A 21,960-nucleotide genomic window follows, 5' to 3' on the forward strand; every position below is an offset into this window, starting at 1 on the left:
AAAAAGAGGCCTCGCTTAAGCGAAGCCTCTGAATAATCATCATTAAAGTTTATCAAAAATGTTCAAAACCTGGGGACGTAACATTAATCAATGTGCCAGATTTCATCATTAGTTTTACGCCATCAACATCGTTTGTCATATAGCCCAAAAAGCTAATATCAGCCATATTTTTAATGGTTTCAAAATCTTCTTGTTTTACGGTAAATAATAACTCATAATCTTCACCACCATTCAAGGCTGCCGTCATCGGACTAAAGTTTAATTCAGTAGCCACTAAATATGTTTGGTCGTCGATTGGAATTTTATCTTCAAAAATTACTGCACCCGTGCCCGAGTTTTTACAAAGATGTAGTAACTCAGAAGCCAATCCGTCTGAAACATCAATCATTGATGTAGGGACAACCCCTAAATCACGCAATTCATAGATTACATCCATTCTTGCATTCGGTTTCAATTGGCGCTCTATCACATAATCTTTGTCTTTATCTAACTGAGGTTGCATATCTGGATTAGCCAAGAATACCTGTTTTTCTCTTTCAAGGGTTTGTAGACCAATCAAGGCAGCACCCAAATCGCCCGAAACGCAAATAATATCATTTGTCTTGGCAGTATTTCTTAAAACGATGTTCTTTTTTTCAGCAGTACCCAATGCCGTAATCGAAATCACTAGTCCAGCACGCGAAGCGGAAGTATCACCACCTACCAAATCTACTTTATATTCATCACAAGCTATCTTGATTCCTTCATACAATTCTTCAATGGCTTCTACTGAAAAACGATTGCTCAGCCCTAGGCTAACCGTAATTTGCTTAGGAATAGCATTCATCGCTGCAATGTCAGAAACGTTCACTGCAACAGCCTTATAGCCTAAATGTTTAAGGGGTGTATAAGCTAAATCGAAATGTACGCCTTCCATCAAAAGATCAGTAGACACTACTAATTCTTTGCCAGCAGTATCAATAATGGCAGCATCATCGCCAATGCCTTTGATAGTTTCGGGATTAATATTTTGAAATTTTGAATCGATTAACTTTATCAAGCCAAATTCTCCGATTGTACTTAATTCTGTTCTTGTTTCCATGATACAAAGTTACGTTGGATTTTGTGATTGAGACAACCGAAGGATTGATATTTTAGGGAAAAGAAAAAAGCCACCCAGTTACGGGTGGCTTCGGTGCAATAATTTATGTTTGGTTTAAGGATTTACTAATTGTAAATTAACAATTTTATTGCCAGCTTTTATATCAGCTTGCAAAGATTCCAAGGTAACAGCAGCGCCAGTACCATCAATACTAACAATAGTGAATTCTATTGTACCTGTAGTACCTGTAGGGTTGCTTCCTGCTGCGTTTTTCAAGCCTGTAAGGCTTAAAGTTTTATCTGAGTTAGTTAAAGTCCAGCTTCCTGTGAAAGTCGAGTTGTCTTTAGCAGTTAATGTAGCCGCCCCTGATGAAGTTAAGCTTAATTTATAATAACTATATCCAGCCTCGATGTTTGTTGCTTTTGTTTTGTTATAAACTTCAACACCAGCTTCTTTAGCAATACTTACTGTGAATGTTTTAGTTAGCTTTTCTTTCACAGATGGCTCAACTGGATTTTTACTACCACAGCTACTTAATACTAAGATAAATGCAAAGAGAATAGGAAGGGATAGAATTAATTTTTTCATTACCATGTTAGATTTTTAATTTTTGAGAGATAAAAATGATAAAATAAATTGATTTCAGCAAATTTGATACAATATATAAAAAATAATTATGCTAAAAAAATACTCGAAATCTCAACTATCATTAAGAAATGGTCAAGACCGTGATGAAATCTGGGTAGCTTACAAAGGTCATATTTATGATGTTACACATTCCAGACTTTGGCGTAATGGTAAACATTACGAACATTGGGCTGGGCAAGACTTAACTGATGAACTAAAAGACGCACCACATACTGATAAAGTTTTTGAAAAATTTGTTGTTGTGGGTGAATTGGTTTAGTTACTTTTATATGACTACTACACCTAAAAAAAGGTTGCATTTCATTTTTATAATAATACATTTTAAATAGAAACAATGATTTTAATTGCAGAAAGTGGCTCAAGTAAAACAGATTGGCGAATGATTGCTCCCAACGGAAGCGTATCTCAAGTCAAAACGATTGGGTTGAATCCATATTATCAAACTACTGATTCTATTATTGAAGAATTACAGAAAAATTTATTGCCTTCTCTTAACAATCAGGTAGTTTCTGAAGTTTTTTACTATGGTACGGGTGTGACTAACGATGAAAAAGCAGATATTATTCGTTTGGCTTTTAAAGCAATTTTTACGGAGGTAAAATCTATTGAGGTTCATAGTGATATGTTGGCGGCTGCACGTGCTTTGTGTGGACACACTGCTGGCATTGCCTGTATTTTAGGAACGGGTTCCAATTCTTGTTTTTATGATGGCAATGATATTACTTTTCAGGTACCACCTTTAGGTTTTTGGTTAGGCGACGAAGGCAGCGGAGGCTATCTGGGCAAACAATTAGTATTAAGCTATTTACACAAAGAAATGCCACAGGATATCCGTGAAAAATTTGAAAAGCGTTTCGGTGTCAAAGACCGTCTGGAGGTGTTAGATAATGCTTATCAGAAGCCTTTTCCAAATCGTTATTTTGCTTCTTTTTCAAAATTTATTTTTGATAATCGAAATAATCAATTTACGTTTAAGTTAGTAACAGACGCTTTCGGTTTATTCTTTGAAAAATACTTATTGAAGTATCCCGATTATCAGCAGTACAAAGTTCATTTTACGGGTTCTGTCGCTTTTTATTATTCAGATATTCTTAGAAGGGTAGCTATCGAAAAAGGCTTTAGCATAGGAATAATTATGGAAAGCCCCATCGCAGGATTAACATTATATCATAAGCCAACAAAGTTGTAAAACCTCCTTAAAAAATGAATTCTGCTAAGCTGTTAGGTGTTTAAAATAAAGAGACAGCTCTTAGCTATATCAGAAGATGACGCTTAACCTTTTAAAAAAGATACATATTTATGGCTAATTATATTTTTGTATTACTTTTTTAGTAAAGAGTTATATTTTTGGTAGATTTTTGTCAAGCTTTGACCTTAGAATTGTAAATTAGGAAATGGTTTTAGTGATAATGTACAATTAAAAAAGGAGAATAATTTCATGGTAAATTACGATAGAAATTTAGGCACAAAACAGAAGGCTCTTCGCATCAATCTCGACCGCAGGATTTATGGCTCTTTTGCTGAAATCGGGGCGGGGCAAGACGTTGCGGCTAATTTTTTTAAGTCTGGTGGAGCATCAGGTACAATTGCAAAAACCATCTCAGCATACGATATGGCTTTTTCGGATGCAATTTATGGAGAAGAAGAGTCAGGGCGATATGTAGTAGAAGCTCGCCTAATGAAAATGCTTACGCGTGAGTATAAGTTATTGAATGTACGCTTGACGGAAATGGCCTCAGAACGTACATTTTTTGCTTTTGCTGATACAGTGGCTGCTTTAAACTATCAAAAAACAAATGACCCTCATGGTTGGATTGGACTACGTTTCCAACTTGAGCCAAATGGTGCACCTAATGATGTTGTTATTCACGTAAGAATGAAAGACAATGATAACGTACTACAGCAACAGGCTTTGGGGGTTATCGGTGTAAACCTGATGTACGGATGTTTTTATTACAATGCTCAACCCGAAATTTTACTTCAATCTTTGATGGATGATTTATCCTCAGATAGAATTGAGATTGATATGATTCGTTTCCGTGGGCCAGATTTTAAAGAGGTAGACGACCGCTTGATGTCGCTGCACCTTGTAAAAAATGGATTTACCAATGCAGCACTTTTTGGTCCAGATGGCAATGTGATGCAACCTTCAGAAGCGTTCTACAAAAAACATATTGTAGCAGTGCGTGGTCGTTTCAGACCAGTGACTAATGTTTCTTTAGATATGATAAAAACGGGCTTGAAGCAGTTTGAAGCTGAGCCTGATGTGGATGATGATAAAGTGGTTTTATTAGCCGAGCTTACTTTAAAGAATTTACAAGCTGGCGGAGAGCAAATCAATGAAAGAGATTTCCTAGACCGTGTAGATATATTATGTTCACTCGGTCACACAGTATTGATTTCAAACTTCCATGAATATTATCGTCTAGTACAATACCTATGTGGTTTTACTAAATTAAGGATGGGTTTGATTCTGGGAATGCCTAACCTCGATTATATCTTTGAAGAAAAGCATTACACGAATATTGCAGGGGGAATTCTTGCGGCTTTCTCAACATTGTTTGCTCCTAAAATTAAATTGTATTTGCACCCAATGTTGAATGCTGAGGGAGAAATTGTAACTACTAAAGAATTTACTCCTCCTTCGCACCTGAAAGGGTTGTTCCAGTATTTGCAAGACAACGATAAATTTGCCGATATTAAACAATATGATAAGGACTTGCTGAAAATTAATACTGATGCGGTGTTGAGATTAATACAGTCTGGCGAGCCTGGATGGGAGGAATTAGTACCGCCAGTAGTGTCTAAATTGGTAAAAGGGAATTGTTTATTTGGATATCCTTGTGAAGTAACGCCTGCATAAGAAACTAGAACGGCTAATTCTCAAATCCTTTCTATTAGGCGGTGACTTAAGTCACTGCCTAATAGAAAGGATTTGATTTTTTTACAGTTTAATAGCTCTCACTACTTCTCTTTTCCCCCATATACCTACATGCTTTTCTACTTTAAATCCTGCTTGTTCCATCGCTCTTCTTACAACCGTTTTTGAGCAATAAGTAGTCAAGAATCCCCCTTTTTTTAAGAAAGATGCCACATGTGTAAATGTCTCTACCGTCCAGAGTTCTGGTTGTGAAGAAGGAGCAAAGGCATCATAATAAACTACATCAAATAGTTGTGATGTCTTGAAATCTTGAAGCGTACAGTTTACTTTTTGAAGTGAAAAATTAGGCGATATTTCAATATTTTCATGCCAATTTACATGATGAAGTTTTTGAAGCAAATCAGTTTCAGTACCAGTCTGATAATTCAATGATGATACATCTTCTTCTGAAATTGGAAAAGGCTCAAGAGTGGTATACTGCACTTGGAGGTTGTTCTTTTGTGCCTCTAAGGCTGTTACCAAGGCATTTAAGCCAGTGCCGAAACCTATTTCTAAAATATTAATCTCATTCGTTTCTTGCCTTTTAGCCAACAATCCCAATTCAATATATACTCTTTGGGTTTCGTCTAAAGCACCACGAACGGAATGATAATATTGGTTAAACTCTGTGCTGAATAAAGTAGTAAAACCGTCGTCAGTAATTCTTACTCTTTCCATTTTTATTTAGGACTTTAGGATTTAGGACTTGAAGACTTTAGGATTTTGTGACTTTTAAGATTATTTAATAACAAAAGACTTGAAGATAGAAAGCGTAAAACCTTTTATCTTCAAGTCCTCAAGTCAAAAATCTTCAAGTCCTTTAGTCTAAAATCCTAAAGTCTAAAATTAAAGCATCTCCACAAAACTATCAAACAAATAACGAGAATCGTGTGGGCCTGGTGATGCTTCAGGGTGGTGCTGAACCGAGAAAGCAGGTTTGTCTACTCTTCTTAAACCTTCCACCGTTTTGTCGTTTAGGTTAATATGAGTAAGTTCTACATTTTCGTTCGCTTCCAATTCTCCCATTTTTACGGCAAAACCATGGTTTTGTGAAGTAATTTCTGATAAACCAGTTACCAAGTTTTTCACAGGGTGATTTAAACCACGGTGTCCGTTTTTCATTTTATATGTTGAAAGACCAGACGCTTGTGCCAAAATTTGGTGTCCTAAACAGATACCAAAAGTAGGGCTATTGTTATCAACAATCTCTTTTACTGTTTCAATAGCGTAAGGCATTACCGCTGGGTCGCCTGGGCCATTAGAGATAAAATATCCGTCAGGATTCCACGCTTGCATCTCTGAATATGGCGTTTTAGCAGGGAATACTTTCAAATAACAATCTCTATCAGTAAGGTTACTTAGAATACTTTTCTTTACACCTAAGTCTAATACAGCCACTTTGTGTTCAGCATCAGGATTGCCCAAGAAATAAGATTCTTGTGTACAAACTTTTGATGAAAGTTCAAGTCCTTCCATTTGAGGCACTTTAGCCAACTCCTTTTTTAATTCTTCCACATCTAAGATTTCAGAAGAAATAATACAGTTCATCACACCTACTTCACGAATGTGACGTACAATTTGACGTGTATCAACTCCTGAGATTCCTACGATTCCTGCTTTCTCAAAGTAATTTTGCAAAGAGCCATCAGATGTTTTACGTGAATGGATTGGTGAAAATTCATTACAAACCATTCCTGAAATTTTTATAGAGCCTGACTCTTCTTCTAAATCGTTAACAACTCCATAATTACCGATATGAGAAGTCGTATTTACAATTACTTGTCCGAAATATGAAGGGTCAGTATAAATTTCCTGATAGCCAGTCATACCTGTATTGAAGCAAATTTCTCCGCCACTCGTCCCGATTTTCCCAAGGGCATTCCCTCTAAAAACTGTACCGTCTTCCAACAACAAAATAGCTGCTTGGCTTTGTGTTACTTTCATTTGATTGTTTCTTGGTTACTGTAAAGATTGTACTATAAAAAAGGAGGTCAATTAATTTGACCTCCTAATAAAAATATTTTTAGAAACGATAAAACAGCCTTTTTTTGAAGGTAAATCTTTGGACATTTCCCAAAAGTTACTTGTAAAAACTGCTTGTATCATCATTTGTTTCATTTCTGGTACAAAGATAGGGAATAAAAGATTTTTGGACAAATCCAATATTCTTAATTTTGAAATAGAACATAAATTTATCGAAAAACATTCATCATCATGAATAATAAAAAAAGCACAAACCCCAAAGAGTCTGTGCTTTTAATAGCTTGTTTATTGAAAACAGGTTTTCAATAACGATATTTTATTACAATACAGCTTCAGCCAAAACTAAAATTTTGTTGTTCAATACTTCAACAACACCACCATCAATGATGAACTCTTGTTTGTCTGCCGCTAATGTTCCTTTTCCTAACGTCGAAACGATAGGAGCGTGGTCTTTCAAAATTTGAAAAGAACCATCTGTACCTGGTAGCGTAACAACGTCTACTTCACCAGAGAACACTTTCTTGTCGGGAGTAATAATTTGTAAATTCATTTTTTTTCAGTTTATGAGTGTATGAGTTAGAAGTTTATGAGTAAGGTTTTACTCATAAACTCATTTACTCCTAAACTTTATTTCGATGCTTCAGCTACTAATCTTTCTCCTTTAGCAATAGCATCTTCGATACTACCTACTAAGTTAAAAGCAGCTTCTGGAAGGTGGTCATAATCTCCATCAATGATTGCGTTGAATCCTTTGATAGTGTCGTTAATATCAACCAATACTCCTTTTAAACCTGTAAATTGTTCAGCCACAAAGAATGGTTGTGACAAGAAACGTTGTACACGTCTAGCACGAGATACTACCAATTTATCATCTTCAGATAATTCGTCCAAACCAAGGATGGCGATAATATCTTGTAATTCTTTATAACGTTGAAGAATCTCTTTAACACGTTGAGCAGTGTTATAGTGAACATCACCTAAAATACTTGGAGATAAAATACGTGATGAAGAATCTAATGGATCCACGGCTGGATAGATACCTAATTCAGCAATCTTACGAGATAATACTGTAGTAGCATCTAAGTGAGTAAACGTAGTAGCAGGAGCAGGGTCAGTTAAGTCATCGGCAGGTACATAAACAGCCTGTACTGAAGTAATTGAACCTCTTTTTGTTGAAGTAATACGTTCTTGCATAGCACCCATTTCAGTAGCAAGCGTTGGTTGGTAACCTACCGCCGAAGGCATACGACCTAAAAGAGCCGATACCTCTGAACCTGCTTGTGTAAAACGGAAGATGTTATCAATAAAGAAAAGGATATCACGTCCTTGGTCTTCACCTTCAGCATCACGGAAATATTCAGCAACTGTCAAACCTGAAAGAGCAACTCTAGCACGGGCTCCAGGAGGTTCGTTCATTTGACCGAACACCAAAGTAGCTTGAGAACCTAAAAGAGCTTCTTCGTCTACTTTAGATAAATCCCATTCTCCTTTTTCCATTGCGTGTTTGAAATCTTCACCGTAACGAATTACGTTTGATTCAATCATTTCACGCAATAAGTCATTACCCTCACGAGTACGCTCACCAACACCAGCAAATACCGAAAGACCTTCGTAAGCTTTAGCGATGTTGTTGATAAGTTCCATAATTAATACAGTCTTACCCACACCAGCACCACCAAATAAACCAATTTTACCACCTTTTACATAAGGAGCAAGCAAGTCGATTACTTTGATACCTGTGAAAAGCACCTCAGTTGAAGTTGCCAATTCGTCATACTTTGGAGCAAGACGGTGGATTGGCATTGATTTGTTAGATTTAGGCTGAGGGATACCGTCAATAGCCTCTCCAACTACATTGAAAAGACGTCCTTTGATGCTTTCTCCAGTTGGCATAGACATTGGTTGACCTAAGTCATAAACGTCTTGACCTCTTTGAAGTCCTTCTGTTCCTTCCATTGCAATGGTACGAACTCGGTCTTCACCTAAATGTTGTTGTACTTCGAGAATAACTTTGGTGCCGTTGGCTTTTGTAACCTCCAAGGCATTCAAAATTGTGGGGAGATGAGAGTTAGCACCCTCGAAGCTCACGTCCACAACCGGTCCGATTACTTGCGTAACTTTCCCTATATTGACTGCATTTGCCATTTGTATTGTGATTTTGTTATCTGATTGTCAAGTGATTACGTTTTTTATGTACTTAACGTAGTATTTCAGACTGCAAAACTACTTGGTAAAATTCAAATTAACAATTCTGTTTTTGGATTTTTACCATATTTTTTGCTTAAAAAGTATCGTTTTGTTGGATTGGTTTAAGAGTGAGCCTTAAAAATTATGATTTTTTCATGGTTTTTAGGACATAATCACTTTTTGCTCAATATCTTCTTAAAAGTATCCATTTCCAACTCTTTTTGCAAATTCAGTAATTTTGACGGTTTACTATAATGTTATTTCCTATAGACTTAAGGAAGTTTGGATGAAAAAATACTTTAAACTGTAAATAATTTGCCAGACTTTCAACAAAGCATAATAATTACCAAATTTGTGCATTAGTAGTATTAGCAAAAACATTACTGCTAAGTTCATTCATTCTCTAGCGAGGGACGTATGTCCCTCGCTAGAGAATGAATAACATGATATTTTTTAAAACAGCTTAATCGCCTTGCCTTAATAAAGCTTTAATTATCGTATCAATATGCATTCAATACAATTCTGGAGAAACTGGCAGAAACCTTCTCGCATACTTTATTTTTTTTCATTAAGTATTTTATTATTGACCCTAATTGCCTTCATTTTCTTTTATTTTAAAGGCTTAGAAAATGTCATCCATTGGAACATACTCAGTGAACTAGGAGAAGTGCCTTTTATTCTAGACCAATTTAATATAGGCAAAGAAACGCTTTCGTTTCCTACCAAAACTTTTATTGTTACCGAGCAGTTCTTAGCATCGACCATGGAGATTAATCTTCTTGGTAATTATGTTTTTATAGGACTTTTTGCCTTCGGTGCTGTCTTAATCGTTTCGGCACTTTCAGCACTTGCACGCTTTTGGTATTTAATGGCGATGGGGCTTGTTATTTTACTATTGGTTACTTTCAATTTTGAGTTATTGTATAATGTAACTAACCGATATTTTACCATTAGTTTGATTGTCCTCTATGCAGGGCTTAGTTATTACTTTCATGCTTTTCGCCCAGCTATTAATATTCTTACAAGGTTTATAAGTTTCTTATTGATAACAGTACTAGTAACCTTATTCATTGCTTATACTGCCAAGGTAAATAGTCCTTTTTTACTATTAGCCAGTTACCGAACAGCAGGTGCAATGATATTGAGTACCGTATTTATTTTTATGATTGCCTACGAAATCGTCCAAGGTTTTGTAGTGCTTACGACGTCTGCTAAGAGTCCGCAGGCTTTAAAGAACTTTATCTTGATTTCCGCTATTTACCTTATCAATGTGTTGTTAGTTTTTTTGCATAACAATAAAACCATTGATTGGGAAATGATTTACATCAACCCCTTTATATTACTTGTTGTATCCACAACATTAGGTATTTGGGGTTTCAAAAAAAGATTAGCTGGCAATAAAGAAATTATTGATTTTGAATCGTCAGGAGCATTTATTTACCTCGGCTTGGCCATCATTACTTTTGCCACTAACGGACAAGCCTTTGCTACAGGAAATGACCCAATGATTGAGGTATTAGAAGATGCCATTACCTATACCCATTTGGCAATGGGACTATTGTTTTTTATGTATGTTTTAGTAAACTTCTTACCTATTTTTAAGCAAGGTTTTGAGGTACATAAAGTAGTTTTTAAACCCTTAAACTTACCTATTTGGACTACCAGAGTATTATCTGTTATCGTGATTGCCGCACTGTTGGTGCTGAAAAATTTCTTTCCATTCCAACAAGCCAATGCCGCATATTATAACGCCTTGGGCGATTATTATGCTTTTGATAAGCAATTTAGAATAGCAGAATCTGAATACCAGTCAGCGCTAATCTATGAATATCGAAACCATAAAACCAATTATGCCTTGGCATCTTTGGCACTATGGCAAAATGATAATGAAAGAGCAGCCCTTTATTTTAGAAAAGCTTTAGCGAAAAACCCTTCTGTCTTTGCTTATGAAGGCTTGAGCCGTTCTTTTTATGAAGAAGAACATTTTTTTGATGCCATGTTTACGCTGAAAGAAGGATTACAAAAATTCCCTAATTCGGGTGAATTACAGAATAATCTAGCCTATTTATACAACAAATCTAATTTGATAGATTCTACGGTGTTGTATTACGACATGGCGATTAAGAATGCCCAAAAACCAGCAGTTCCGTCAAGTAATCTTTTAGCATTTTGGGCAATGAATGGAAAGAAACAAACCATAAAGGAGTTACTAGCCAAGCCTGAAAATATTCAATATGCTTCCTATCAGGCTAATATTGCTGCGCTTAAGAATATTGCTAATGTGGAAGGTGCTTCAAAGGATGATTGGAAGGTAATATTATCGCCAGATTCTGTATTGAGCAATATATCAGACTTCGCTTGGATATATAACCAAACACTTTTTCAGAAGTCAAAAGGTGAAAGATTCCCTTTGCTTCGATTATCAGAATTAGAAGACAATGAAGTGCATGCGGAGGATTTACACTTTGCAAACATTGTTCAGGAATATTATAAAGGGGATAAAATATCGACTTTCCAAAGCCTGTATTCTTTAGCCGCTGCCGATTCTACTGATAAAAAAGGGAAGTATTATCAATTATTATTAAATACTTTGTTGAAAAAAGAATCTGTGGAAAAAGTAGATATTTCAGCGTTGAAAAACCTGACCACTGATGGGTTGAAACAACACCCCCTTAATGAATTGGTAGTACAAAAAGCCATACAAATTTTTAATCAACAGAAACAAGGAGAAAAGGCTTATCAGGCCGTATTGAATGCGATAACTTGGCGGAAAGACTCGCCCGTTTTATATCAATTATATATTCTACAAGCCTTAGAAATTGGGATGAAAGATTACGCAACAGATGGATTGAAGATATTACAAAAATTATCTCCAACCGACTATCAGCGTTTTCTGCCGACCTACCAAGCTAAAATACAATCCATAGAAAAGGTAAGTGCTGGTTTTCAGTAATTTTTTAAGTTTGTTTAATGTAAACTATTAGTGGGTCAAAAAAAGAAAAATAAATTGCATTTTCTTTCATCAGCCTATTAAATACAAATCTTTACCACTCAGGAAAAATGAAAATTATTGAAACTAGCCATATCTCCAGACGTTATGTAATGGGTGCAGAAGTAATTCAAGCCTTGAAAGATGTAAGTATTTCAGTGAGTAAAGGCGAATATGTAGCCTTTATGGGGCCGTCGGGTTCAGGGAAATCTACATTGATGAACATTATTGGTTGTTTGGATACCCCTTCTACTGGCAGGTATATACTAAATAATCAAGATGTAAGTGAAATGTCTGAAAATGAATTGGCCACTGTTCGTAATAAGGAAATTGGGTTTGTTTTTCAAACGTTCAACTTATTGCCTCGCCAATCTTCTTTAGAAAACGTAGCACTGCCATTGATTTATGCTGGTTATAATAAAGCCGACCGTATTGAGAAAGCGATGTTAGCCCTAAAAGGTGTTGGACTAGAAAACCGTGCTGGACACAAACCTAATGAGCTTTCGGGGGGACAACGCCAACGTGTAGCCATTGCTAGAGCATTAGTAAACGATCCTTCTATTTTGTTAGCCGATGAGCCAACAGGTAACTTAGATTCAAAGACATCTTACGAAATCATGGATTTGTTCGATCAGCTTTATTCTAAAGGCAACACCATAGTAATGGTAACGCACGAAGATGATATTGCTCAATATGCACACAGAATTGTAAGATTGCGCGATGGTTTAGTGGAATCTGATAAGATAAATAACAATGTTAAAAAGGCAAAAGACTTGATGGCAGGTCTTGAAGGACATTGAAAATGAAATAATTTGAAGTTTTTTTTAAATTGTAAATTGCTGATTATCATTCGTTTGAAGTATTTTATAAATTAAATATAAAATATTTTAGTTTTTTATTTCAGTGAATGCTTGCAGAATAAAATAAGTTTCGTACCTTTGCAGTCCAATCAAATGGAAACAACACCGCAGGATGGAGCAGTAGGTAGCTCGTTGGGCTCATAACCCAAAGGTCACAGGTTCGAGTCCTGTTCCTGCTACAGAGAGAAGACGAGTCATACGACTCGTCTTTTTATTTTAAAATTAATACAATTCGTTTTGTCATCCCGTAGGGAACTCGTTAGCTACTCCCCAAAACTATCTTGATTCCTTCCTCTACTGATTTCAGTAATTTTGACAAATAAACGAGGATAATGATGGAAACAATTAATCATAAAGCTGGCTTTGTCAGTATTGTCGGAAAACCAAACGTTGGAAAATCTACTTTGATGAATGTCTTGGTGGGTGAACGCCTTTCAATTATTACTTCAAAGGCACAAACTACTCGCCATCGTATCATGGGTATCTTGAATGGTACGCATAAAGGGACTGATTTTCAATTAGTTTACTCTGATACCCCTGGAATTATTCTTCCAAAATACGAGTTACATAAATCAATGATGACTTTCGTGCATAGTTCTTTAGAAGATGCCGATGTGATATTGTTTGTTACAGATATTTTTGAGAAGTATGATGAAGACGATGTTATCAATAAACTAGCAAGAATAGACCACGTACCAGTTTTGTTGTTAATTAACAAGATTGATTTAGCAACTCCAGAACAGGTTGAAGAAAAGATAGCCCATTGGCGCGAACGTTTCCCAACACAAGCTATTATTCCGATTTCTGCCTTGAAAGAAGAAAATATTGGTCAGATTTTTGATTCTATCGTTGAACAATTGCCATTACATCCTCCGTATTTTGATAAAGAGGAATTAACTGATAAGCCCGAACGTTTTTTTGCATCAGAGATTTTAAGAGAGAAAATCTTCTTGAACTATAAAAAAGAGATTCCTTATTCTTGCGAAGTAGTAATCGTCTCTTTCAAAGAAGAAGACAATCTTATCAGAATCTCGGCGGAAATTTATGTGGAAAGAGTAACGCAAAGAGCCATTTTGATTGGACACAAAGGAGAATCTATCAAAAAGGTAGGTACTCAGGCACGTGAAGCGATGGAGAAATTCTTTGGTAAAAAAGTGTTCTTAGAGCAATTTATCAAAGTAGAACCAGATTGGCGTTCAAAAGCACAAAAAGTAAAATCATTTGGTTATAGTCAAGACTAATGAATATAAGACGTTTTGTATATTTTTTATTTCATTTATAACAAGAACCTATAATTTTTTAATATTTTAGCTTTTACATATTTAATTTTTACTCCTTTAATAATAATCAAATGAAAGCAAACTTAATTACAATTCTCTTTTTTTGTAACATATTTAATACAATTGGACAAGGACAATTTGATTTGAATCTTGTTTTTGAAGGAACTGGGAAGTATGAAATTTCAAATTACGGTAAATTTGGGAATGGCGAAACTTCAATAATTATAACCTTACATAACGGTTTATTTATTACCCACCCTTTGAACACAAAAATATATCAATGTGATAGAGTAATTGGTAAAAACTGTGATTCTTTTAAAAGAGAATATTTGATATTACAGAAAGGGAAAAAATATGGTGTTGTTGATTTTGATGGTAAAGAGATTTTTCCAATTAACTCAGAATTAATGCCTCAATATGATTGTGAGAACAAAAAATGGAGTTTCGTAAAAGCTGTCGATAATTCAAAGAGTAATTTAATACAGATGGATGATTTTCAAACTGAGTATGTAAGTTCTTCAGAATCTGAAATGGAGGCAGTACTAAAGCAATATAAATTTGTACATAGTTTTAATAATGGATATTATTGGGTAAGCGAAGGTGACGAATATGATAAAAAAGGAGGAGGGCTATTGTCTTACGAGAATAAATGGATTATTCCTATGAGTAATGATTATTGGTACAAAGATTATGACAATACAGAGTATTTTGAAATAGTACCTACTGCTACAAAGTATGCTGAAAACTCTGAGGAAGAAAGTCATTTTATTAAATTTGATTCAGGAAAGAAAATTTACAGCAGAAAAGACCAATGGATTGTAAAATTGATAGGAAATAAAATGATTTATAATAAGCGTGTTAATCCTGATGATCCTTACGAAATTAAACAAGCAATTTATGATTTCTCTACAGGAAAAGATTTAATACAATTACCCTATGACATTCTAAATATTTTTGATGATGTATTAGTAATAGCAGAAAAAGATTGGTACATAACTAAACCTGTAGGGCTTTATTCTTTAAAAGCATCTAAAATGATTTTACCTATTGCATATAAAAAAATAGAACAAGTTAATTCGAATTATTTTATTACCACTGATTACAATGACTTTAACGATGTAAATACATATAGATTCAAAATTTTTGAAAAGAAAATTTTGAATTCCATCAATAAGAAAAAAAAGTAGCTTTTTGAAACTTAATTACAAAACATTTATTTTTCATTAATTTAAAAATTTTACATTTTGTTACTACTTCAAGTCCAAGATTAATCTGGCAGTCGAAAATCAGAATTCAGATTTCGGCTTTAAATTAAAATAAATAATCGTTTTTACATCAACTGAAAGCTCTCTCAAAGCTAAATGCTGATAGCTGATAGCTGATAGCTGATAGCTGATAGCTGATAGCTGATAGCTGATAGCTGATAGCTGATAGCTGATAGCTGATAGCTGATAGCTTACAGCCATTCTACCCCTAATTTTTAACAGTATATTGTAATCTTTAACGTTGAGGTGCTTGTTAAGCCAAGATTGAGCGACTGATATTCAGGAAATTAATCATAAAAGGTACGCAGGGAACAGCTCAAAAAATTAAAAAATGTCAAACATTGTTGCAATTGTAGGTCGCCCAAACGTGGGTAAATCTACCCTTTTTAATCGCCTTATCGAACAGAAAAAGGCCATTATGGATAACGTTTCAGGCGTTACACGTGACCGTCACTATGGATATGGTGAATGGATTGGTAAATTTTTCACCATTATTGATACTGGTGGATATGTACATGGTTCTGATGATACCTTTGAAGGTGCCATCCGTGAACAAGTAGAAATGGCAATCGAAGAAGCTGACGTATGCTTGTTTGTAGTAGATTGTTCTACAGGAGTAACCGATTTAGATAAAGACTTTGCTAAAGTGCTTCGTCGTTCAAAAAAACCTGTTTATATTGTAGCCAATAAAGCTGATACTTATGAAAAAGGTATGGAAGCTGTTGAGTTTTATGAATTAGGAATGGGCGAGCCTTATCCTATTGCAGCAGAAAGTGGTTCGGGAACAGGAGATTTATTAGATGCTGTAGTGAGCCATTTCCCTGAAGAAGGAATTGAAAACCCGAATGCTGGTATTCCTAAAATTGCTATTTTAGGTAAACCAAACGTAGGTAAATCATCTTTCTTGAATGCGCTATTAGGAAAAGAAAGAAGTATCGTAACAGATATAGCGGGTACAACGCGCGATGCCATTGATAATCACTATACCTTATTTGGTAAGGATTTTATCATTACAGATACTGCGGGTATTCGTAGAAAAGCTAGGATTGATGATAACATTGAATATTATTCAATATTGCGTTCAATCAAAGCAATGGAAGAATGTGATGTAGCAGTGATTATTGTTGATGCTACAACGATTGATGTCCAAACGGGTTTACAAGCACAAGATATGAACATCATATCAATGGCTGATAAAGCTAAAAAAGGTATCGTGTTGATGATTAATAAGTGGGATTTGGTTGAGAAAGATTCAATGACAGCAAAACGTATTGAAGATGCGGTTCGTCAAAGAATGGCACCAATCAATTATATGCCAATTATCTTCACTTCAGTAAAAGATAAGCAGCGTATTTTCCAAGCAGTAGAAAAAGTTTTGGAGGTATATGAAAATAAAACCCGAAAAATTCCTACTTCTAAATTGAATGATGTGATGTTAAAAGTGATTGAAAACTATCCTCCGCCAGCTTGGAAAGGAAAGTATATCAAAATCAAATACATGACTCAATTACCAACTAAAGCGCCATCTTTTGTAATGTTCTGTAACTTACCACAGTATATTCGTGAGTCTTACGAACGTTATTTAGAAAATCAAATGCGTGAGCACTTTGATTTTAATGGTGTACCGATTCAGATATTTTTTAGAAAAAAATAATAATAAACATCATGAAAATGATTTCAGCATCTTGGTTACTTCTCGCTATCAGCCCCCAAGGCATGAGATAAGTAACTATTTGATATGAATTTATTGAAAAGACCTTTCTCAGCAATGTGAAAGGTCTTTTTGTTTTTACCTTAATTTTAAATAAACCATGACGAAAAAAAGCAAGTTTCAGTATTTTGTTGGAGTAATGTTAGTATTGACAGGCGCAATTTTATTTGCAGGAAAAGCTGTTCTGGTAAAGTATAATTATCTACATTATAACGTAGATACTGTTTCTTTGTTAGCCCTAAGAATGTTGTTCTCAGCACCATTTTATCTGATAATTCTATTCTTTCAACAGCAAAAGCAACAAGACCAAGTAAAGCTCACTACACGACAATGGTTTTGGATGTTTGCTATTGGGTTAGTCGGGTATTATTTGGCTTCACTTTTTGATTTCTGGGGTTTAAATTATATTACTGCCAGTGTAGAACGCCTTATCCTTTTTATATATCCTACTATTGTAGTAATCATATCTGCCATTTTTTTAAAGAAGCCTATTTATAAAATTCAGTACATAGCTTTAATAATTACCTATCTCGGCGTAGCGATTGCTTTTGTCCCAGACTTGCAATTAGGTTTGCAAAAAGACTTAGTGATAGGCTCAATCCTGATTTTCTTGAGTGCCTTTACCTATGCCTTATACTTAATTGGCAGTGGCGAAATGATTCAAAAAGTTGGTGCGCTCCGATTTACTTGCTATGCCATGCTTATTTCTACGGGTATGGTCATCGTACATTACTTAGTTTCAGTAGGGAAGGGGTTATTCTCTTATGAAGCAGGAGCTTATTGGCTGAGCCTTGCGATGGCTGTATTTTCTACGGTTATTCCTTCGTTTATGATTTCTGAAGGAATAAGACGCATTGGCTCAGGCAATGCGTCTATTATTGGAAGTGTCGGGCCAGTAGCCACCATTATTATGGCGAATATTTTTTTAGATGAAAGTATTACTGCTTGGCAATTAGCAGGAACCTTTGTGGTGTTATCTGGCGTATTAATGATTTCTTGGAAAGGGAAATAATAGCTTTATTCTTTTTCTAAAAAAGATGTATCTAATTTGGCGATGTTCCCTCTTCCTCCAACTGCCCAAATGCCATTTCCCATAGTACTAATGGCATGAAATGCTGAGGTATCAATCGTTTTCCACGACTTTCCAAAATCTTTTGAATAACTAGTTCCTGATGGCCCAACGGCTATCAGGATTTTTTTCTTATAAACAGCTACCCCTTCTTTTAAACCCGCAGGGTTTGTTTGGGGTGCATCAACCCAAGTTTTACCACCATCACTTGTCAGCAAAACATTCGGAATGGCTTTATTAACTTCTAAATAATCACCACCCACAGCAATGCCATGATTAATATCCCAAAACCTCATACCAAATAATCCACTGGCTTGGCTCGCCGACATCGTTGTGTTAATTACTTCCCAATTATTACCTTGGTCAGTACTTCTGAAAATTCTTGAATTTTTTGCTCCACCAGTGCATATATATACATTGCTTTTTCCTGAAACAATCAAACTTGTTCCACTGGCTGCAAAGGCTGCTTCGCCTTCTTGGTTGGAAGGAATATTCTCTGGATTAATCGGTGTCCAAGTCTTGCCACCATCTTTTGTTTTAATAATAAAGAAATGCCCGTTAATAGGGTCACTAAAAGCGATACCATTTTGTTTATCCCAGAAATCGATACCGTCAAAGAAAACGCCTTTTTCATTAGTTTGGTAAACGATATTCCAACTTTTACCACCATCCTCAGTACGGTATATTTTAGCATTTCCTTTTTCGGCCTCGCCTGCACTCACCAATATAGCCTTGTTTGCATCGAAAGCATGGACGTCTCTAAAATCCAATTTTTCGGCTTCAGGAACTTGCTTTACCTCCCAAGTTTTTCCTCCATCAATCGTTTTAATAAAAGTCCCTTTTGAGCCACCAATCCAAACGATTTTATCTGATACGGCATGCACCGCCCTAAAGCTTGCATCCGTATTGATATTTTGTTTAAGCCATTGAGCATGGGTATGGATAGAAACCAATGTCAGTATTAAAAAGAAAAAGTGTTTAAGGTTTGTCATTGATGAAAGATTTAATGTTAAATGATTTGTATTACGAATGTACAAAAAAGCCCAATAAAAAAGCCTTCTCAATTTTGTTGAGAAGGCTTTAACATGATTTTTTAAAATTATCTATTAACAATAATACGTTTTGTTAAATCAAAATTTGCTGCTTTGAAACGAAGCATATATTCGCCTTCATTGTTATTTCTTAAATCAATGATTACTTTGCCTTTGATAGTTGGTAAAGTTCCAGCATAAATCTGTCTTCCTAAAAGGTCGTAAATCAAAATCTCTGGATTGTCATAATCAGCTAACGTTTCAATGGTTAACAAACCATTGCTTGGATTAGGATAGATAGATAATCCTGCGAAACTTGGGTCTTCTTTGAAAGAAAATGCTTTAGAGAAATTTGAAAAACATGCTAACTGACCACCAGGTGCTGTAGGAATCGCAAACAATGTTTTAATTCTCGCTGTATAATCTCCAAATCTATTGGCTTTAATGATTCCTTCTTTGAATGCTAATACTTCCGAACCATACTTCCATTCATATTCGTTTCCAGCAGGGAAATTAACCGCTTTTAACGTATAAGTACCGTCTTTTTCAATAGATGCTGCTGATGCATCAGGGTTGTTTCTAACAATGATGTTAATCGGTGCTGATTTTGGTGAAATACAACCCGTGCTAGTATTTTTCGCAAATGCAGTATATTCTCTTGAAATATCCACAAAAGTACCTTGGCTATTAATAGAAGTTAAATTAAGGGTTTTTCCCACAAAGCCTGTACTCCATGTTACTTCAAAAGCACTTGTTGCTACTAAGTTTACAGTATTGATTTTACTATAATCATCATTGCTTCTTGAACAGAATATTGTTGCGCCATCAGCAGCAATCGTTGGTGCATCTGGTACAGGCAAAGCAACAGTTGATACAAGGTCAGATGAAGGAGAAATACAGCCACGTGGGTCAATTACTTTTACTGAGAAAGTCCCTGTAGTTTTTACTGTAATAGACTTTGTTGAATCTTTACTACTCCATATATATTTTGTTTTTTCACCATTGATTAAATCCGAAGAAGTAATAATTACGCTTTGGTCAGCACAGAAAGATAAATTTCCACTTGAAGTAATCGTTGGTTTAGCAGGCAATGCATAAACAGTAACTTTTACTAAGTCAGACGAAGGCGAAGTACAGTTATTTGCATCGATAACAGCTACTGTCAAGTCTTTAGAAGTACTTAACGTGATTGAGCGAGTCGTTTCATTGTTACTCCAAATATATTTAACATTTGGGGTTGATGTTAAAGTAACCGATCCACCATCACAAAATGCGATTGGACCACTTGCTGTAACAACAGGTTTCGCAGGAAGTGCATTTACTTTAATCGTTGTAGTATCTGATGATTTAGATACACAACCTTTGGCATCAATTATTTGCAAAGCGTATTTGCCTGCAACTTTAATATTAGCGATGGTTCTAGTAGTGGCCCCTGTATTCCAATTGTAGCTAAAGCCCGCTGTTGATGTAAGAGATAATGTATCGCCAGCACAAATAGTGGCATTTGCTTTTGATGAGGTAATAACAGGCTTAGTTGGTAATACAAGCGCTGTTAATTTTACAGGTTCAGAAAGTGCAGAACGACATTCTAATACTTTTTCAACACCTAATACTTGAATAGTTGCCGTTTTGTTGAATGATTTTACTGAACTTAATGAGCCTAAGCTATCTTGTTTTACCCCATTGATATACCATTCATATTTGGCTGTTACTGCACTACTATCTGCTTTTAAAGAAACGGTTTTATCTTCACAAAATTCTAATGCACTAGCAGTAATAACAGGTTTTGTAGGAACTGTAACTGCTTTTAGAGAAACCGCGTCAGATATTGGAGAAAGACAACCAATTCTAGATTCTACAGATACTACTTGAATAGAAGCTGTTTTGTTGAATTTTTCAATGTGACTTACTGTACCTAAATTATCTTGTTTTACACCATTTACATACCATTGATAATTCTTGATAAATTGAATACTATCAACTTTCAGCGTAGTACCTATGTCTTCGCAAAAAGTAGGTGCTTCAACAGTAATTTTAGGTTTAGGCAACGAGTAAAATTCAGCATAAACCTGACCACTTGCGTAAGCAGGAGCCTGAGGGCATTCTGGAGATACTATTGATAAATAATAAAAACCTGACTGATTAACAGTTAATTCAGGTGTTCCGATTCCTTTTGTTGATGGGTCTAACTGTGCACCAGAAGTAACATGGCTCACACCTCTTTCCCATCTATATATATAGTTTGGATTGGTAATACTTGATTTCAACGAAATAGTCTGACCATCACAAACCACTTTATTGTCTTGAATAATGTGTGGAACAGTTGGTGCTGATAAATATTTTACATCCAAATGATTTGAATGTGCGCTAACACCATTTCCTACGATGGTACAAGTAGCATAAACCGTTGTATTTGCTGTGATTTCTAAGAATTTTAACTCAGTAGTAGGAGTATTCAATCCTAAATCGCGTCCATTAGAATCATACCAAGTGATTGTTCCAGTATTACAACCAGAAGATCTTAATACTACAACGCTTCGAGGATCACCAATGGATTGATAGCCACATCTATCTATTCCTACATATTGAACAGTTGGGGCGTCTGGAATGGAGGTGTTTGTAGAGTTCTTATTCTCTTCTGAAATTGAAGTGGAACCATTCGCTAAGACAACACCTAAAGACGCTATCAGAAACAAAATGACTAAGAGTGTTCTTTGAGTAAAGTTGTTCATAATTAAATTTTTTTTTTGGTAAAATTTTTAGGTTGAGATTTTAGAATGCATCAGAAAATTCGCTTAAATGCACGTAGCAATTTACTTATTTTATTCTAAATATCTAAATAAATGCTATGCCTTGTAAAGTTTAGAGTAAAAATAAGACAGGAGTCGCTTAAAACCATAAAAAAAACATTAAACTTTTTGATTTAGATAATTTAA

At 35.2% G+C, this 21,960-nt stretch carries 18 protein-coding genes and 1 tRNA gene; 10 read left to right on the top strand and 9 right to left on the bottom strand.

What is annotated here, in order from left to right; genetic code table 11:
* Positions 1–52 precede the first annotated feature (52 nt).
* Together thiL and J2Y60_RS03810 are read right to left on the bottom strand one after the other, a co-directional pair.
* Positions 53–1,081: a thiamine-phosphate kinase gene (gene thiL, locus J2Y60_RS03805; protein ID WP_309913502.1), complete on the bottom strand. Its 1,029-nt coding sequence runs from the start codon at positions 1,079–1,081 to the stop codon at positions 53–55.
* Positions 1,082–1,195: 114 nt separating this feature from the next.
* Complete coding sequence (locus tag J2Y60_RS03810; protein ID WP_309913504.1) at positions 1,196–1,669, bottom strand: hypothetical protein; 474 nt, start codon at positions 1,667–1,669, stop codon at positions 1,196–1,198.
* Between the two features lie 88 nt (positions 1,670–1,757).
* On the opposite strand from J2Y60_RS03810, the gene J2Y60_RS03815 reads away from it, so the two are divergent.
* The 3 genes from J2Y60_RS03815 (at position 1,758) to J2Y60_RS03825 (ending at position 4,592) form a co-directional block, all read left to right on the top strand.
* Positions 1,758–1,988 (top strand): cytochrome b5 domain-containing protein, encoded by a 231-nt coding sequence (locus tag J2Y60_RS03815; protein WP_309913507.1) that lies wholly within the window; start codon positions 1,758–1,760, stop codon positions 1,986–1,988.
* Between the two features lie 75 nt (positions 1,989–2,063).
* Positions 2,064–2,918 (top strand): N-acetylglucosamine kinase, encoded by an 855-nt coding sequence (locus tag J2Y60_RS03820; protein WP_309913509.1) that lies wholly within the window; start codon positions 2,064–2,066, stop codon positions 2,916–2,918.
* Between the two features lie 249 nt (positions 2,919–3,167).
* Positions 3,168–4,592, top strand: a complete 1,425-nt coding sequence (locus tag J2Y60_RS03825; protein ID WP_309913512.1) for a TonB-dependent receptor — start codon at positions 3,168–3,170, stop codon at positions 4,590–4,592.
* 81 nt (positions 4,593–4,673) lie between these two features.
* Here the strand turns inward: J2Y60_RS03825 and mnmD are convergent, their stop codons facing one another.
* The 4 genes from mnmD to atpD form a co-directional block, all read right to left on the bottom strand.
* Positions 4,674–5,327: a tRNA (5-methylaminomethyl-2-thiouridine)(34)-methyltransferase MnmD gene (gene mnmD, locus J2Y60_RS03830; RefSeq protein ID WP_309913514.1), complete on the bottom strand. Its 654-nt coding sequence runs from the start codon at positions 5,325–5,327 to the stop codon at positions 4,674–4,676.
* 168 nt (positions 5,328–5,495) lie between these two features.
* A complete protein-coding gene (gene carA / locus J2Y60_RS03835; RefSeq protein WP_309913516.1) occupies positions 5,496–6,593 on the bottom strand; it encodes a glutamine-hydrolyzing carbamoyl-phosphate synthase small subunit in 1,098 nt (365 codons plus the stop codon).
* A 358-nt stretch (positions 6,594–6,951) separates the two neighbouring features.
* Complete coding sequence (gene atpC, locus J2Y60_RS03840; RefSeq protein ID WP_309913518.1) at positions 6,952–7,182, bottom strand: ATP synthase F1 subunit epsilon; 231 nt, start codon at positions 7,180–7,182, stop codon at positions 6,952–6,954.
* A 77-nt stretch (positions 7,183–7,259) separates the two neighbouring features.
* The gene (gene atpD, locus J2Y60_RS03845) at positions 7,260–8,777 is read right to left on the bottom strand and encodes a F0F1 ATP synthase subunit beta (RefSeq protein ID WP_309913520.1); all 1,518 of its coding nucleotides are present in this window, start codon (positions 8,775–8,777) and stop codon (positions 7,260–7,262) included.
* Positions 8,778–9,324: 547 nt separating this feature from the next.
* Between atpD and J2Y60_RS03850 the strand changes: the two genes are divergently transcribed.
* From J2Y60_RS03850 to J2Y60_RS03870, 5 genes are all read left to right on the top strand, one after another.
* Positions 9,325–11,772, top strand: a complete 2,448-nt coding sequence (locus J2Y60_RS03850) for a hypothetical protein (RefSeq protein ID WP_309913522.1) — start codon at positions 9,325–9,327, stop codon at positions 11,770–11,772.
* 107 nt (positions 11,773–11,879) lie between these two features.
* Positions 11,880–12,608, top strand: a complete 729-nt coding sequence (locus J2Y60_RS03855) for an ABC transporter ATP-binding protein (protein WP_309913524.1) — start codon at positions 11,880–11,882, stop codon at positions 12,606–12,608.
* A 166-nt stretch (positions 12,609–12,774) separates the two neighbouring features.
* Positions 12,775–12,847, top strand: a tRNA-Met gene (locus J2Y60_RS03860).
* Positions 12,848–13,003: 156 nt separating this feature from the next.
* Complete coding sequence (gene era / locus J2Y60_RS03865; protein ID WP_407654636.1) at positions 13,004–13,909, top strand: GTPase Era; 906 nt, start codon at positions 13,004–13,006, stop codon at positions 13,907–13,909.
* Positions 13,910–14,019: 110 nt separating this feature from the next.
* Positions 14,020–15,135, top strand: a complete 1,116-nt coding sequence (locus tag J2Y60_RS03870; RefSeq protein WP_309913527.1) for a WG repeat-containing protein — start codon at positions 14,020–14,022, stop codon at positions 15,133–15,135.
* Positions 15,136–15,234: 99 nt separating this feature from the next.
* On the opposite strand, the gene J2Y60_RS03875 is transcribed toward J2Y60_RS03870, so the two are convergent.
* Complete coding sequence (locus J2Y60_RS03875; protein WP_309913529.1) at positions 15,235–15,414, bottom strand: hypothetical protein; 180 nt, start codon at positions 15,412–15,414, stop codon at positions 15,235–15,237.
* Positions 15,415–15,544: 130 nt separating this feature from the next.
* Here J2Y60_RS03875 and der point away from each other — a divergent pair, with 130 nt between their 5' ends.
* Both der and J2Y60_RS03885 read left to right on the top strand, forming a co-directional pair.
* Positions 15,545–16,867 (top strand): ribosome biogenesis GTPase Der, encoded by a 1,323-nt coding sequence (der, locus tag J2Y60_RS03880; RefSeq protein WP_309913531.1) that lies wholly within the window; start codon positions 15,545–15,547, stop codon positions 16,865–16,867.
* A 157-nt stretch (positions 16,868–17,024) separates the two neighbouring features.
* A complete protein-coding gene (locus J2Y60_RS03885) occupies positions 17,025–17,936 on the top strand; it encodes a DMT family transporter (RefSeq protein ID WP_309913535.1) in 912 nt (303 codons plus the stop codon).
* Positions 17,937–17,941: 5 nt separating this feature from the next.
* Here J2Y60_RS03885 and J2Y60_RS03890 read toward each other — a convergent pair whose 3' ends face one another.
* Positions 17,942–18,985 carry a YCF48-related protein gene (locus tag J2Y60_RS03890; protein WP_309913536.1) on the bottom strand — a complete coding sequence of 348 codons (1,044 nt, stop codon included), beginning with the start codon at positions 18,983–18,985 and terminating at the stop codon, positions 17,942–17,944.
* A gap of 107 nt (positions 18,986–19,092) precedes the next feature.
* The gene (locus J2Y60_RS03895; protein ID WP_309913538.1) at positions 19,093–21,756 is read right to left on the bottom strand and encodes a T9SS type A sorting domain-containing protein; all 2,664 of its coding nucleotides are present in this window, start codon (positions 21,754–21,756) and stop codon (positions 19,093–19,095) included.
* Positions 21,757–21,960 lie beyond the last annotated feature (204 nt).

This window comes from Arcicella sp. BE140 (genome assembly GCF_031456255.1).
Taxonomy (GTDB): Bacteria; Bacteroidota; Bacteroidia; order Cytophagales; family Spirosomataceae; genus Arcicella; species Arcicella aquatica.